The 13,616-nt window shown below is 62.3% G+C and carries 14 protein-coding genes and 1 pseudogene; 7 read left to right on the forward strand and 8 right to left on the reverse strand.

The features are described from left to right. Positions 1-3 precede the first annotated feature (3 nt). The 6 genes and pseudogenes from NVV94_RS14875 to NVV94_RS26725 form a co-directional block, all read right to left on the reverse strand. A pseudogene (locus tag NVV94_RS14875) lies at positions 4-661 on the reverse strand (DsbA family protein). Beyond that, positions 658-1,092 (reverse strand): disulfide bond formation protein B, encoded by a 435-nt coding sequence (locus NVV94_RS14880; RefSeq protein ID WP_258443160.1) that lies wholly within the window; start codon positions 1,090-1,092, stop codon positions 658-660. Before NVV94_RS14880 ends, NVV94_RS14875 begins: the two are co-directional and overlap by 4 nt. 424 nt (positions 1,093-1,516) lie before the next feature. After that, the gene (locus NVV94_RS14885) at positions 1,517-1,756 is read right to left on the reverse strand and encodes a hypothetical protein (RefSeq protein WP_258443161.1); all 240 of its coding nucleotides are present in this window, start codon (positions 1,754-1,756) and stop codon (positions 1,517-1,519) included. 95 nt (positions 1,757-1,851) lie between these two features. Then, the gene (locus tag NVV94_RS14890; RefSeq protein WP_258443162.1) at positions 1,852-2,595 is read right to left on the reverse strand and encodes a cytochrome c biogenesis CcdA family protein; all 744 of its coding nucleotides are present in this window, start codon (positions 2,593-2,595) and stop codon (positions 1,852-1,854) included. A gap of 6 nt (positions 2,596-2,601) precedes the next feature. Then, positions 2,602-2,913 carry a TlpA disulfide reductase family protein gene (locus tag NVV94_RS14895; RefSeq protein WP_258443163.1) on the reverse strand — a complete coding sequence of 104 codons (312 nt, stop codon included), beginning with the start codon at positions 2,911-2,913 and terminating at the stop codon, positions 2,602-2,604. 3 nt (positions 2,914-2,916) lie between these two features. Then, on the reverse strand, positions 2,917-3,186 hold the full coding sequence (locus NVV94_RS26725; protein WP_309304250.1) for a TlpA disulfide reductase family protein: 270 nt from the start codon (positions 3,184-3,186) through the stop codon (positions 2,917-2,919). A gap of 267 nt (positions 3,187-3,453) precedes the next feature. Here NVV94_RS26725 and tnpB point away from each other — a divergent pair, with 267 nt between their 5' ends. Further along, positions 3,454-3,744, forward strand: coding sequence for an IS66 family insertion sequence element accessory protein TnpB (gene tnpB, locus NVV94_RS14905; RefSeq protein ID WP_258443164.1), 291 nt, complete (start codon positions 3,454-3,456; stop codon positions 3,742-3,744). An 81-nt stretch (positions 3,745-3,825) separates the two neighbouring features. After that, entirely contained in the window at positions 3,826-5,361 is a 1,536-nt protein-coding gene (tnpC, locus tag NVV94_RS14910) for an IS66 family transposase (RefSeq protein ID WP_258443102.1), read from the forward strand. A 78-nt stretch (positions 5,362-5,439) separates the two neighbouring features. On the opposite strand, the gene NVV94_RS14915 is transcribed toward tnpC, so the two are convergent. Next, complete coding sequence (locus NVV94_RS14915; protein WP_258443165.1) at positions 5,440-6,486, reverse strand: DNA-binding protein; 1,047 nt, start codon at positions 6,484-6,486, stop codon at positions 5,440-5,442. A gap of 186 nt (positions 6,487-6,672) precedes the next feature. Here NVV94_RS14915 and NVV94_RS14920 point away from each other — a divergent pair, with 186 nt between their 5' ends. Both NVV94_RS14920 and NVV94_RS14925 read left to right on the forward strand, forming a co-directional pair. After that, complete coding sequence (locus tag NVV94_RS14920; protein WP_258443166.1) at positions 6,673-7,509, forward strand: integrase; 837 nt, start codon at positions 6,673-6,675, stop codon at positions 7,507-7,509. Continuing rightward, complete coding sequence (locus tag NVV94_RS14925; protein ID WP_258443167.1) at positions 7,506-7,691, forward strand: hypothetical protein; 186 nt, start codon at positions 7,506-7,508, stop codon at positions 7,689-7,691. Before NVV94_RS14920 ends, NVV94_RS14925 begins: the two co-directional genes overlap by 4 nt. 289 nt (positions 7,692-7,980) lie before the next feature. Here NVV94_RS14925 and NVV94_RS14930 read toward each other — a convergent pair whose 3' ends face one another. Then, the gene (locus NVV94_RS14930; protein WP_258443168.1) at positions 7,981-9,081 is read right to left on the reverse strand and encodes a hypothetical protein; all 1,101 of its coding nucleotides are present in this window, start codon (positions 9,079-9,081) and stop codon (positions 7,981-7,983) included. A gap of 313 nt (positions 9,082-9,394) precedes the next feature. On the opposite strand from NVV94_RS14930, the gene NVV94_RS14935 reads away from it, so the two are divergent. From NVV94_RS14935 to NVV94_RS14945, 3 genes are read left to right on the forward strand one after another with little or no spacing between them, the layout of a single operon-like run. After that, entirely contained in the window at positions 9,395-10,060 is a 666-nt protein-coding gene (locus tag NVV94_RS14935) for an ABC transporter ATP-binding protein (protein ID WP_258443170.1), read from the forward strand. Continuing rightward, positions 10,060-12,537: an ABC transporter permease gene (locus NVV94_RS14940; RefSeq protein ID WP_258443171.1), complete on the forward strand. Its 2,478-nt coding sequence runs from the start codon at positions 10,060-10,062 to the stop codon at positions 12,535-12,537. Before NVV94_RS14935 ends, NVV94_RS14940 begins: the two co-directional genes overlap by 1 nt. Next, on the forward strand, positions 12,527-13,600 hold the full coding sequence (locus NVV94_RS14945) for a lipocalin-like domain-containing protein (protein ID WP_258443173.1): 1,074 nt from the start codon (positions 12,527-12,529) through the stop codon (positions 13,598-13,600). Before NVV94_RS14940 ends, NVV94_RS14945 begins: the two co-directional genes overlap by 11 nt. Positions 13,601-13,616: the final 16 nt, after the last annotated feature.

A 13,616-nucleotide genomic window follows, 5' to 3' on the forward strand; every position in this document is an offset into this window, starting at 1 on the left:
ACGTCACTCCTTGGCGTTGGCGACTTCTGCACGCACCAACTGGCGCAGGGCTTGCGGGCTGAACTCGTTCAAGCTTTGCCCATTGACGAAGAACGTCGGGGTCCCCTGCACACCAACGATTTTTTACATCCTGCATGTCCAGTTTGAGCGCGGCGTCTATGCCAGGCGAGTGCATTTCCGAGCGGGCCTTGTCCAGATCCAGGCCGACTCCAGCAGCGGCTTCCCACGCTTTGGTCACTTGCGGATCATCATGCCAGCCAGGTTGTGCGTCCAATACCGCCTCAAGCACTTGCTGGTAGAGATTTTGTATGCGTGAAGCCTCCAGCAGACGGGCGACTTCCTCGGACCCTTGATGCAACAGCGTATAACGCAAGACCAGGCGAACATCGTCTGGATGTTCCGCGAGGATCTTTTAGAAGGCGCGGCAAGCCTCGCAGGAAGGATCGAAGAACTCGACGATGGTGACTGGCGCACTGGCCTTGCCAAATACAGGTGAATGGAAGCGCACCAGGTTACCCGTAGTTCGAGCAGCCGGAGCAACTGAAGTCGTCGCAGTGGCTTGAGCTGGTGGAGGTGGGGTTGGTGAGTACAAGACAGCAGCCGCACCAAAGGCAGCGAGTACCAGGATGCTGATGATCAGGACCAGCGTACGAAGGTTCATGCGGTGGAGCTCCGACGAATGATAAGCAGAAGAACAGAAATCAGCACAAATACAAGGAGCGCTAACAAAGGCAGAGGAATAAAGCCGAGCAGCGTCATGCTGGCGTCAGTGCAGGATGGGCCGGTCGCGGTACAGGGCATAATCGGCTGGGGAATCAGTCCTGCGTAGAGCAGGCTGTGTCCTAGCGCAATCAGGCCGCCACCGATCGCAAGTGGCAGCGCATAACGCCAGACAGCAAAATCCGAGCGATAGCAGGCGATGGCCAGAATGATTGCAAGCGGGAACATAAAGGACCGTTGGAACCAGCACAGTACGCAAGGCACCTGACCCATTACTTCCCCAATAAACAGCACCGCTAGCGTTGAACCCAACGCAAGCAGCCAAGCCAGGAGTAGTAACGTCCAAAGCCTTGAGGCGTTTCTTTCGCTCATGGGCGTTCCTCAGTTAGCGCCTGGAGGCACTGCGGTAAAGGTGACCGGGAGTGTCGCATCCCTACTGTCCTCGTGTAGTTAACCTAGTTGGGCTGCTTGGGGCCGCAGCACGATTTCACTTCCGTCGGCTCGACCGACGGTTGTCCAGGCTCGCAAATACTGACCAAAGCGGGTTTGGAGCTTGCGCACGTCGACGCAGTACCTGACGCCGGGGTACAACAAGAGGTTGCGGGTTTCGCAGGCTCAATCGCACAACCGTCAGCAGCCCTCTGGGCCGCTTCCGGGCCGGGATTGAGCTGCCACTCGTCCCAGGCTTCGCGAATGACCTACCAGGCCGAATGCAAGAAAAGGGCGGCGATGGCCAGGCCTACCGTGATGTCAGGCCACAAACTGCCCGTCACTGCCACCAGGCCGGCCGCTATGATCACGCTGGAGTTGGCCAGCAGATCGTAGCGGCCGGCCTGGTGGCAGTGACGGGGAAGGTAAGGCGGACAAGGATCGTGTCGATCACGACCACGCCGAGGTTGTTGGTCCAGCGCAGCAAGCGGGGAATTTCCCGCCGCCGCCGGGGCGCCGCCACCTCCCATGCCGCCAACGTGACAAGAATGCCGAGAAACAAGCTGATGCGGATAAGCGGCTCGTTCTCAAGCAACAGTTCTGACATGTCCTTTCCTTCGTTATCGCTGAGCTATAGCGCGTGGTCGTCGGCCATGAACGTTGTTTGGCCTATTTCCATGAAAGCATAATCCGCGATCACCGCTAGCCGATCCTGCCCAGCACCGGAAACACCTCCAAAAGCCAATAAGCGAAGGCCGAAAGTTGGCCGGTTACCATGGTCACGCCCATGAGGATCAGGATGACACCGGAACCAATATGGATCATCCGGCTCCAACGGCGAAGCCGCTTCAGGTGGGCCAGGAAATAGTTGGTGAACAGGGCGGTCAACAGGAACGGCATCCCCAGGCCCAGCGAGTAGACGGACAGCAGCGCGATGCCGCTGGCACCGGTGGCGCCACTGGAGGCGCTCATCGTCAAGATGCTGCCCAGGATGGGGCCAATGCAGGGCGTCCAGCCGAAGGCAAAGGCCACGCCCAGAACGTAAGCGGCCAGAGGGCCCCCCGTGGATTTGAGCTGGTGTACAAAGCGCACGTCCAGATGCAGCCAGCGTGGGTTGATCAGGCCGGTCATGAACAGCCCGAAAACGATCACGATCAATCCGCCGATCAGGTTGGTTTCCTGCCGATAGGCGAGTAGCAGCCGGCTGATGGCGGTTGCGCTGGCCCCCAGCGCTATGAACACCGTCGCGAAGCCGAGCACGAAGCTCAGGCTCATTCCGATCACGGCGAGCCGCTTCCGCCGGCTTTCCAGGGCCTGCAGTTCGTCCACCGAGCGGCCCGCGATGTAGGACAGATAGCCAGGCACCAGCGGCAGCACGCAGGGTGACAGGAACGAGATCATCCCGGCAGCAAAGGCGCTCAGGATGCCGATGTTACTCAGACTCATCGCCGACTAATTCCTCTGGGCTGAAGCAATGACCTCGCGCAGGTACTCGATGACCTCCGGGCTGTCCCATTCGGCGGCACCGAGTTTGCGGCCCACCTCCCGGCCCTGGCGATCCAACAGCAAGGTGATCGGCAGGCCGAACGCGTTGAGGGTCTGGATCGCTTGGCCACTGTTGTCGATATAGAGCTTGAGGTGCTGGATGCCGATCTCGCGGTAGAAGTCCCGCACGACCTCCGTCCCGGCGTCATCGATGGAGAGCGCCAGCACCTGAAAGTCGGCGCCGCCGAGCTGCGCCTGCAGCCGGTCCAGGGTAGGCATCTCCTAGCGGCAGGGGGCACACCAGGTTGCCCAAACATTGAGCAGTACCACCTTGCCCTTGAAGTCGGCCAGAGTGTGCGGCGAGCCCTCGCCATCGACGAATTTGACTTTCGGTACCGGCTTCGGCTGAGGCCAGATCGTCAAACCGGCACGGATGCTGGTCTCGGCGGCCTGCTCGGCTCCCTGACTGCCGGCCTGCAGGACGAGAGCCAGGAGGCCGGCGGTCGCCAGCCTCCAACCCCAGACTAGGCCTGTGCTCTTAGAGCGTCCCATAGACCTTGGGCTCGGCGCTGCGGCTGATGTCGTTTCGTCCCACAGGGGGTTCCTCTGTTAAACCCGTGACCCAACCTGGAGCAGGCCTCTAGTACCAACTGTGATAATCGTAGACTAAGGCGTTGACGTAGGAGAACAGGTGAGCCGGCTCTAAAACTAATTTTTAGCTGTTAAATCATAAAGTTAACTTAATTTTGGCGAATTTAGCGCGAATCCCGGCCAACCCTCCGCATCGACTCCATCTGGCTGGCGACGGAGCCCATGGACATGCGCGCCGGCACCGAAACCGCGCTGGCGCGGGTGGTCGCCGTGTTCGGTGCGGCGCAGCCGCACTGTGCTTATCTGTTTGCCAATCGTCGCGCCACGCGCATCAAGGTGTTGGTACACGATGGCCTAGGTATCTGGCTGGCGGCCCGCCGCCTGCACCAGGGCAAATTTTTCTGGCCGGGTTCTCGACACGGCGCTCACGTGGAATTGGGCGCTGAGCAGTTGCACGCTCTGGTGCTGGGTTTGCCCTGGCAACGAGTCGGGCCGGGCGACGCTATTTCCATCGTGTGACGCCTGCCATGGCCAGCCTGGCCGCGCAATTGTCCGATGAGTCTATCGCCGGTATTGGCCTGCTCTGGCAAAATCGGCGGCATGACTTCGCTTTCCAATCTCGACCAACTAAACCCTGACCAACTGCGCGCGCTGGCCGCGCAGTTGATGCAGCGCGTCGAGACGATGGACAAGCAAATCCATCGTCACCAAACGGTTATCGAGAAACTGACCCACGAGATCGCGCAGCTCAAACGCTTCAAATTTGCCAAGCGCAGCGAGCAATTAAGCCCGGATCAAGCCAGCCTGCTCGATGACCTGATCGACACTGACATCGCAGCCATCGAAGCCGAGCTTGCAGCTCTGCAACCGGCTCCCGTGCCGACCGAGGCTCGTCAAAAGCCCAAGCGTACGGCTTTGCCGCCGCAGTTTCCGCGCACCCTGATCCATCACGAACCGGACAACACGCAGTGCACCTGCGGCTGCGCCCTCAAGCGCATCGGCGAGGATGTCAGCGAGAAACTCGACTACACGCCGGGCGTGTTCACCGTCGAACGCCATATCCGTGGCAAGTGGGTCTGCGATCAGTGCGAAACCCTGATCCAGGCCCCGGTTCCGGCGCAGGTGATCGACAAGGGCATCCCGACAGCAGGCCTGCTGGCCCAGGTGATGATCGCCAAGTACGGTGATCATTTGCCGCTGTATCGTCAAGAAAAGATCTTTGCCCGGGCTGGCCTGGCCATCCCGCGCTCAACCCTGGCGCAGTGGGTCGGCACCTGCGGTGTGCAGTTGCAACCGCTGGTTGATGCGTTGCGCGAGGTGGTGCTTGGACACAACGTGGTGCACGCTGACGAAACGCCGGTACAGATGCTCACGCCGGGCGCGAAGAAAACTCACCGCGCCTATGTCTGGGCCTACGCTACCAGCTCGTTTGCCGACGTAAAGGCGGTTGTTTACGACTTCAGCCCCAGCCGCTCGGGTGAACATGCCCGCGCTTTCCTGCAAGACTGGAAGGGCCAACTGGTTTGCGACGATTTTGGTGGCTACAAGGCCAGCTTTGCACTCGGCGTCACCGAGATCGGCTGTATGGCTCATGCCCGGCGCAAGTTCTTCGAGCTGCACGTCACGAACAAAAGCCAGCTTGCCGAACAGGCCTTGCGCTACATCCAGGTGCTATACGAAATAGAGCATGAAGTCCGCGACCTCGCACCTGACGCTCGACGACGGATACGCCAGGAAAAAGCCGCGCCAGCGATGGATGCGTTGCATGCCTGGATGACCGCCCAGCGCCAGCTTGTGCACGATGGGGTGGCTATCGCCAAGGCTCTGGATTACAGCCTCAAGCGCTGGGCGGCGTTGTCACGCTATCTCGATGACGGCGCGGTACCCATAGATAACAACCACGCCGAGCAGCAGATAAGGCCGTGGGCGCTGGGTCGCAAGAACTGGCTCTTTGCCGGGTCGTTGCGCAGCGGCAAACGTGCGGCGGCACTGATGAGCCTGATCCAGTCGGCCAAGCTCAACGGGCATGATCCGTACGAATACTTGAAGAACGTACTGGCGCGGCTGCCGACGCAGCGGGCGAGCCAGATCGCCGAGCTGTTGCCACATAATTGGATGCCGTTACGCAACCTGTAATGCCCATTCGCTTACCGTATTGAACAGCACGGCAACACACATGCAGGTCGCCTTGGGATGATCCACTGATCCCAAGGGTCAGGGTCGGTCGTCCTCAGTCCGAAACTCCGCGAGTTGACTGGTTAGCACCGCTTTGTCTTGCAGGAGGAGTTCCTTTTCTGTGGCCATTTCGGTTAATTGAGTTTCAGCCCGGGTTAAGCGTCTCGCCAGAAGGCTCCGCTCCCTCTCGACCACAGCCAGGCGCGTCAGTGTTTCAGCCAAACGCTGCTCGCCATTGCCGTGGCGCTGTTCCAGTGCCTGATGCGTTTGTTTCAGCCCGGTGAGTTGATACACCATCTGATCATGCGCGCTGCGGTTCTGCGTAAGCGTATCCTGGGTCGTGAGCAGGGTGCTCTGCAGACGATCGTGGTCCAGTGCCAAGCGTTGTTCTTGTGCATGCAGTTCGCCCAGATGGGTTTGCTGCGCGAGCAGACGCTGCCGGAGTTCAGCCAGTTCGTGTTCCAGGCGCTGCTGCCGTTGCTCAGCGGTCTGGCGCTCGTCGGTGCGTTGTTGCGCGACCGATGCCTGGTAATGTTCAAACTGCTCCCGCCCTTGCTGCAGCTGTCGGGTCAGTGCGGCGATTTCGGAGTCGCGGTCGACCAGGCGCTGTTCGAGCCCGCGCTTGTCACTGTCGAGGCTGGCCAGGGCAATCTCCTGTTGATGCACGGTCTCTTCTAGTCCTTGGCTGCGAGCCTGGGCGACGGCCAGTGCCTGCGCCTGCTGCTCCTGAGCGTCGAGTAGAGCGGCCTGCTCAGCGACGGCCTGCTGCAATTGCTCCTGCAGCGCCGCGGTTTCTACCTGGTGCGCCTCTACGGCCTGCTGGCATTGGATGGCCGCCTCCGCCTGAACTTTTTGATACACGCCCTTTAGGGCCAGGACGAGCTCCGCCGGTAGTCCGAGCTCGGCCTGGGCCAGCGTGCCGGGGTGCGCGGCCTTCCAGCGTTTTAACAACGGCGCAATCGTACTTTTGCTGCCGGTCCCACCCAAGGCGGCACGAATGCTGTCGATCGTGGGATTGTGGCCCTCGGCCGCGAGGTGGGCAGCGGCAGCGGCGACATGCACATAGAGGATGCCTGAACGGGCCATGACCACCTCAGATTTTTTCGTACCATATTATGGAAAACGTAATACAAGGCATTTAGTACAGAATAGAACAGTCCTTATAGACCATCGACTAACCCACGATAAGAGCAATTATCGTGAGTCAACTGATCACCCTCGACATTCCCTCCTATAATCCGCAGTACACATCGCCTAAACAGGCACTTCTGGATGACGGCAAACAATAACGAAGAAGGGGTGACACCAGGACGACTCGTCGACCCGGCTGCGCCGACACGTACCCCCGGTACACTCGCCACGGCCGAGCAGCTGGCCCAACAACACCAGCACTTTCTCGCGGCCGCGACCTCCGACAACACCCGGCGTACCTACCGCTCCGCCATCCGCCACTTTCTCGCCTGGGGCGGCGTCCTGCCGTGCGATGAAGCCGCGGTGATTCGTTACCTGCTGTCCTTTGCAGAAATATTGAACCCGCGCACCCTGGCCCTGCGCCTCACGGCGCTGGCGCAATGGCACCGCTATCAAGGTTTCCCCGATCCGACCGCTACCGCCACCGTGCGCAAGACCTTACGCGGGATTGAGCGAGTCCATGGGCGTCCTCGACAAAAAGCCAAGGCGTTGCTGCTGGAGGATCTCGAACTCATCGTGACGCATCTGGACGCGCTCGAAGGGCTCGCGGCGCTGCGTGACAGCGCATTGCTACAGGTGGGGTACTTCGGCGCGTTCCGGCGCAGCGAACTGGTCACGCTGGAGGTGCACTATCTGCAGTGGGAGCGGGAAGGTCTGCGGGTCACGCTGCCGCGCTCCAAAACCGATCAGGAGGGCGAGGGACTGGACAAGGCGATCCCGTACGGCGACAGCGTCTGCTGCCCAGCCAAGGCGCTACGGTGCTGGTTGGATGCCGCTCAGATCGAGCAGGGGCCACTGTTCCGGCGCATCAGTCGCTGGGGGGTACTCGGAGAGGTGGCACTGCACGAGGGCAGCGTGAATGCCATCCTGGCGGCCCGTGCCGGAGCCGCCGGGCTGTTTTGTATGTGCCCGAGATGAGCAGCCACAGCCTGCGCCGTGGACTGGCCACCAGCACCCATCGTGCCGGGGCGGACTTTCTGGAGATCAAGCGCCAGGGCGGTTGGCGGCACGATGGCACCGTGCACGGTTATATCGAGGAGGCTGGAGCTTTCGAGGAAAACGCGGCCGGCTCACTCTTACGGCGTCAACGATCACGATAGTTGTTATCCCCGCTTGATAAAAGGCTTAGTAAATTCAACCATTATCTCGGCATAACCTCTGTTACAGAAGAGGTTGAGCAGTAGCTGAGGGGAATGTTGGCTGCCGGTCGGCAGTGCCAGAACTGTGGGTGGGGAGAAATGGAAGTGACCACGGCAATATGTCAGCGGGCCTCCTGAGGACCCCATCCACTACCAATGACTTCTGGTTGTTCGAAAAAATAAAAATCAATCAAAAACAGTATGTTATTGGCGAAGTGAGTGAATTTTCCCCTTATCTCGGCATAACCCCTTATTCGTTCGCGCTCCCCTCTTGGGCAGGAACCTGCTCGTCACTGTTCCCGTCCTGAAGCGGTGGTTCGTCCGGCGGGGCACCTTCTCCCATGATCGGTTCGGGCTCCTGTTGCGGTATAACGATTTTGGCGAGTTTGCCTTCGATTTGCCCAGTGATGTAGTTGATCCCGGACATCACCCCGGTGCCGGGGTTCTTCAGCAGACGAAGCCATTCAGAATCAAAGGCGGGGTACAGGTTTTTTCGCAGCTGCGCTTCCATTTCCGGTATGTCGCTTTCATGCATGATGGCACTGAAACTGCTCGCGCCGAGGGAAATCACCATGCCGGCTGCGCGGCCGACCGCCGCTGCGGCGGCGCTGGCGGCACTGCGGGTGGTCAGCGTGGACTCCAGTTTCGCGCTGGCCCACCGCGCCACTGACAAAGAACCGGATTGCGGCGCAGCAGCGCCTTTGCGGAACCGATCGACCAGCGACACATAGGCCGGCAGCTTCTCGATCGGGTCGGCGTAGATCAGCTGGTAAAGCGATGCGCTGTGGGCTTTATCGGTCAGCGTAATCGCTGGAATGCCGGTGAGCCGACGATTGAACTGATCGAGTGGTATACCGTGGCGCTTGGCAATGACCTGAAGCTCCTCGGCGAGGAGCAGGACGTAGTATTTCGTCGCCTCCTCCATAATGACGCCGGCGTCGAGCTCCAGGGCGACGGGGTCCAGCACGAGATCGAGGTATTGCTCCTGTAAATAGCCCGCCAATCGTTTTACCGCTTCATCTGTATCCTTTCCTGCGCTCAGCTTGTACCAGCCTACCCTGTAGGCCATCCATTGCTGGGTCCAGTAGCTTGTGTACCAGGGTATGAAAACGGTCTCGGTACGCTCGTGAACGCGGACCCTCCAGCCGTCCATGGAGCCACGCACGTAGTCTTTGAGCGGTTCTTGTGCGGCGATCGCCGCGGCGAGTATCTCCTGATCGACCTGCCGCCAGGTGTTCTCCGAGATCACCACCGGTGGCATTGGAGCCGGAGCGCGAGCGGGTGTGGTACATCCAACCAATGCCATCATCAAGACGACGATGACAGTGCCGACCAGGGAGCGCAGGTTCAAGATCGCAGCCTCCCTTGGATCGGATTAGACAGTGGCAGCCCGGCCGCCTTCGGACAGGTGTCAACCAAGCACTTGAGACTGCTCATACCGGTTGCTCCGCAAAGCTCGATGGGCTGTTTTCTTCCTCCTGACAGGCTCCATGGGGGTGTTTTGCAGCGTTGCCTGCGCCTTATCCAAGCGCAATGTCCAACGTATTCGGGCACGCTTACTTGAGTATAGGTGGCGAAAAACGGCTCAAGGAAATCCGTAGGGTGCCTCAGGCAATATTCACTCCAGCTATTCTTCTCTTTCAACCGTGAAGGAGTTTCCGCACATGCTGGTCGTCGAGAATGTGCGCAAGTCGTTCATCACTGCCCAAGGCAGCCTGCCGGTATTGCGCGGGGTCGATCTGCAGCTGGAGGCGGGCACCAGCCTTGCGCTCATGGGCGAATCGGGCAGCGGCAAAAGCACTCTGCTGCATCTGATCGCCGGCCTCGAGCGTGCCGACAGCGGACGCATTCTGGTCGACGGCGAACCCCTGCAAGGGCGCAGCGAAGCCGAGTTGGCGCGTTGGCGACGCGAAGGCATGGGCCTGGTGTTCCAGCAGTACAACCTGATCAGCAGTCTCGACGTGGCGGCCAACCTGGCCTTCCAGGCGCGCCTGGCCGGGCGGCATGACCCGGCCTGGATGGATCATCTGGCTGGGCGTCTGGAGCTGGCGTCCTTGCTTGAGCGTTATCCCGAACAACTGTCCGGTGGCCAGCAGCAGCGCGTGGCGATCGGCCGGGCGCTGGCGGCCAGGCCGTCGCTGGTACTGGCCGACGAACCCACCGGCAATCTGGATGAAACCAGCAGCGAAGCGGTGCTCGACCTGTTCCTGCAGCTGGTCGCCGAGACCGGCAGCAGTTTATTGATGGTCACCCACAGCGCACGCCTGGCATCGCGCCTGGACCACCGCCTGTACCTGCACCTGGGCTGCATACAGCCCCGGGAGGCCTGATGGGCATGCTGCGGGTCGCCCTGCTGGCGCTGCTGAGCCACTGGCGGCGGCATCCGTTGCAGTGCGGCAGCATCCTCACCGGCCTGTGGCTGGCCACGGCCTTGTGGACGGGCGTGCAGGCGCTCAACAGCCAGGCCCGGGCCGATTACGAGCGCGCCAGCGCGGTGCTGGCAGGCGCCGCTCAGGCACACCTGGTGGCACGCCACGGCGAGCGTTTCGACCAGGCGGCGTATGTGCAGCTGCGCCGTAGCGGCTGGCCGGTTTCGCCGGTACTCGAAGATCGCCTGCGCTTTGCCGGCCAGGAGACGATCAGCGTCCGCTTGCTCGGCATCGAGCCACTGACCCTGCCGCAAGGCACCTCGATCGCCGGGCAGCCCGGCGACTCGTTCGACCTCGAAGCATTCATCGGCATGCCGGGTCAGGCCTGGATCGCCCCCGATACCCTGCAGCGCCTCGGCCTGCAACCGGGCGAGCGAGCGCTCAGCGGCGACGGCCAGCGTTTACCGCCCTTGCAGGTGCAAGCGCAACTGGCGCCCGGGGTAATCGTCGTCGACATTGGCCATGCGCAGGCGCTGCTGCAGGCACCGGGGCAGGTCTCGCGCCTGCTGCTCCCCAAGGATTTCGCAGCCCGTCTGCCAGCACTGCCGAGCGAACTGGCGTTGCTATTGCAGCTGCAGCCGGCGGCCGACAGCGACGACCTGCAGCGCCTGACCGACAGTTTTCATCTCAATCTCACTGCCCTGGGGCTACTGGCGTTTCTCGTCGGCCTGTTCATCGTGCATGCCGCCATTGGCCTGGCCCTGGAGCAGCGCCGCGGTCTGCTGCGTACCCTGCGCGCCTGTGGTGTCAGCCTGGGCGGGTTGATCGGCGCGCTGGTGGTGGAACTGGGCCTGTTCGCCCTGCTCAGCGGCCTGGCCGGGGTGGCCAGCGGTTATCTGCTGGCCAGCCTGTTGTTGCCCGATGTCGCTGCCAGCCTGCGGGGCTTGTATGGCGCGCAAGTCGCCGGGCAATTGAGCCTGTCGCCTCACTGGTGGCTGGCCGGGATCGCAATCTGCCTGCTCGGCGCGCTGGTGGCCGGCTGCAGCAGCCTGTCTCGGGCCGCGCGTTTGCCGCTGCTGGCACTGGCGCAACCGCAAGCCTGGCGTCTGGCCCAGGGCCGATGGTTGCGGCGCCAGGCGCTGCTGGCCGTGGGCCTGGTGGTGTTGGCCATTACCTGCTGGCAGTTGGGCGACAGCCTGCTCGTGGCCTTTGTGATGCTGGCCGCCCTGCTGCTGGCGGCGGCGTTGTTGCTGCCGGCCCTGCTGGATGCAGCGCTGGCGGGGTTGGCGCGGTTTTGCCGTGGCCCCTTGGCGCAGTGGTTCGTTGCCGACAGCCGCCAGCAACTGCCGGCCCTGGCACTGGCGTTGATGGCCCTGCTGCTGGCGCTGGCTGCCAGTGTCGGGGTTGGCAGCATGACCGAGGGCTTTCGCAAGACCTTCGTCGGCTGGCTCGACCAGCGCCTGTCCGCCGACCTCTACCTGTCACCACGTGAAACCGCGCAGGCGCTGGAAATCAGCACCTGGCTCGAAGTCCGGCCTGGCGTCACTGCGGTCCTGCCACAGTGGCGTGTCGACTTGCGCCTGCAGGGCTGGCCGGTGCAGGTGCAGGGCATCGTCGACCACCCCGGCTATCGCCAGCAGTGGCCGTTGCTGGAGCAACAGCCCGGCGCCTGGTCGCAGCTGGCCGCAGGACAAGGCGTCATGCTCAGCGAGCAACTGGCACGACGGCTCAAGCTGGAGCTGGGCGACAACCTGCTGCTGCCCGGCGGCATGGCCGAACAGCGCCTGACCGTAGTGGGCCTGTACGCCGACTATGGCAACCCCAAGGGTCATGTGCTGGTCAACGCCGACTGGTTGCGACGCCACTGGCCCGAGGCGCGCCTGAGCAATATCAGCGTGCGCATGGCACCGGCACAGGTCGCCGGGCTCAAGCAACAGCTTGAGCAACGCTTCGGCCTGGACAGCACGCGGGTGACCGACCAGGCCACGCTTAAACGCTGGTCGACCGAAGTGTTCGAACGCACCTTTGCCGCCACCGCCGCACTCAACGCCTTGACCCTGGGCGTCGCCGGCGTGGCCCTGTTCATCAGCCTGTTGACCCTGGGCCAAAGCCGCCTGGGGCAACTGGCCCCGCTCTGGGCGCTGGGCGTCGATCGCACGCGGCTGGTCTGGCTGGGCCTGGGGCAGACGCTGATGCTGGCCAGCCTGACCGTGCTATTGGCGATGCCCCTGGGCCTGCTGCTGGCCTGGTGCCTGGTGGCAGTGGTCAATGTGCAGGCCTTCGGCTGGCGCCTGCCGCTGCATGTCTTTGCCGGACAACTGTTGCAGTTGGGCCTGCTCGGCCTGCTCACCAGCCTGCTCGCCGCCGCCGGGCCGCTCTGGCAACTGGCACGGCGCACGCCGGCCGACCTGTTGAGGCAGTTCGCCGATGAACCTTAGATTTTTCGTCGCCCTTGGCGTCGCCTTGCTGTTGGGGGCTTGTGACGAGGCGCCTGCACCCCGGAGCGGATTCGCCGGCCTCGGCCAGAGCGCCGCTGCTTTCGCCCAGGTCGAACGCGGGCGACCATTGCTGTTCCCGGCCGACCATGGACCCCATGACGGCTTTCGCATCGAATGGTGGTACATCACCGCCAACCTCACCGACGAGCAGGGACGCGACTGGGGCGTGCAATGGACGCTGTTCCGCTCGGCGCTGCGCCCGGGTCCGGTAACCCCCGGTTGGGGCAGCCCCAACCTATGGATGGGGCATGCCGGCCTGAGCAGCCCGTTCGGCCACCAGCGCAGCGAGGCTCTGGCCCGTGGCAGCATCGGCCAGGCAGGCGTCGACGCGCACCCCTTCCGCGCCTGGATCGATGATTGGTCGCTGCACAGTACATCCGGCGAGGGGCTGGAACATTTACAGATGCAGGCCTCCGGCAAGGACTTCCGCTATCGCTTGCAACTGGACAGCAACGGCCCGCTGGTGCTGCATGGCGACCAGGGCTACAGCGTCAAATCCGGGCAGGGACAGGCGTCCTGGTATTACAGCCAGCCGTTCTACCGGGTCAGCGGCGAGATCGAGCGCAGTGGCCAGCGTTATCCGGTCACCGGACAGGCCTGGCTGGACCGAGAATGGAGTAGCCAGCCGCTGACTGCAGAACAGCATGGCTGGGACTGGTTCTCCCTGCATCTGGACAGTGGCGCCAAGCTGATGTTGTTCCAGGTCCGCCAGACCGATGGCCAGCACTACCGTGCCGGCACCTGGATCAGCGCAGACGGCCGCACCAAAGCATTGCGTGGAGAACAGATTCTACTTCGCGAGCAGGAATGGACGCGCCAGGAAAACGGCCGCAAGGTACCAACCCGCTGGCAGGTTCAGGTTCCCGATCACAACGTGGATGTAGAAGTCGAGGCCATCCAGAAGCACGCCTGGATGGGGACCTCGTTTCCCTACTGGGAAGGACCGGTGCGCCTGAAAGGTAGCCCCGGTGGGCGCGGCTACCTGGAAATGACCGGTTATTGAAAAAGTCGCGCGCCGA

The organism is Pseudomonas sp. LS1212, assembly GCF_024741815.1.
GTDB lineage: Bacteria > Pseudomonadota > Gammaproteobacteria > Pseudomonadales > Pseudomonadaceae > Aquipseudomonas.

Excerpts from the sequence above, each read along its gene's own strand:
- NVV94_RS14880 (WP_258443160.1), bottom strand. The coding sequence starts at position 1,092 with ATGAGCGAAAGAAACGCCTCAAGGCTTTGGACGTTACTACTCCTGGCT.
- NVV94_RS14885 (WP_258443161.1), bottom strand. The coding sequence starts at position 1,756 with ATGTCAGAACTGTTGCTTGAGAACGAGCCGCTTATCCGCATCAGCTTG.
- NVV94_RS14890 (WP_258443162.1), bottom strand. The coding sequence starts at position 2,595 with ATGAGTCTGAGTAACATCGGCATCCTGAGCGCCTTTGCTGCCGGGATG.
- NVV94_RS14895 (WP_258443163.1), bottom strand. The coding sequence starts at position 2,913 with ATGCCTACCCTGGACCGGCTGCAGGCGCAGCTCGGCGGCGCCGACTTT.
- NVV94_RS26725 (WP_309304250.1), bottom strand. The coding sequence starts at position 3,186 with ATGGGACGCTCTAAGAGCACAGGCCTAGTCTGGGGTTGGAGGCTGGCG.
- tnpB (WP_258443164.1), top strand. The coding sequence starts at position 3,454 with ATGCGCGCCGGCACCGAAACCGCGCTGGCGCGGGTGGTCGCCGTGTTC.
- tnpC (WP_258443102.1), top strand. The coding sequence starts at position 3,826 with ATGACTTCGCTTTCCAATCTCGACCAACTAAACCCTGACCAACTGCGC.
- NVV94_RS14915 (WP_258443165.1), bottom strand. The coding sequence starts at position 6,486 with ATGGCCCGTTCAGGCATCCTCTATGTGCATGTCGCCGCTGCCGCTGCC.
- NVV94_RS14920 (WP_258443166.1), top strand. The coding sequence starts at position 6,673 with ATGACGGCAAACAATAACGAAGAAGGGGTGACACCAGGACGACTCGTC.
- NVV94_RS14925 (WP_258443167.1), top strand. The coding sequence starts at position 7,506 with ATGAGCAGCCACAGCCTGCGCCGTGGACTGGCCACCAGCACCCATCGT.
- NVV94_RS14935 (WP_258443170.1), top strand. The coding sequence starts at position 9,395 with ATGCTGGTCGTCGAGAATGTGCGCAAGTCGTTCATCACTGCCCAAGGC.
- NVV94_RS14940 (WP_258443171.1), top strand. The coding sequence starts at position 10,060 with ATGGGCATGCTGCGGGTCGCCCTGCTGGCGCTGCTGAGCCACTGGCGG.
- NVV94_RS14945 (WP_258443173.1), top strand. The coding sequence starts at position 12,527 with ATGAACCTTAGATTTTTCGTCGCCCTTGGCGTCGCCTTGCTGTTGGGG.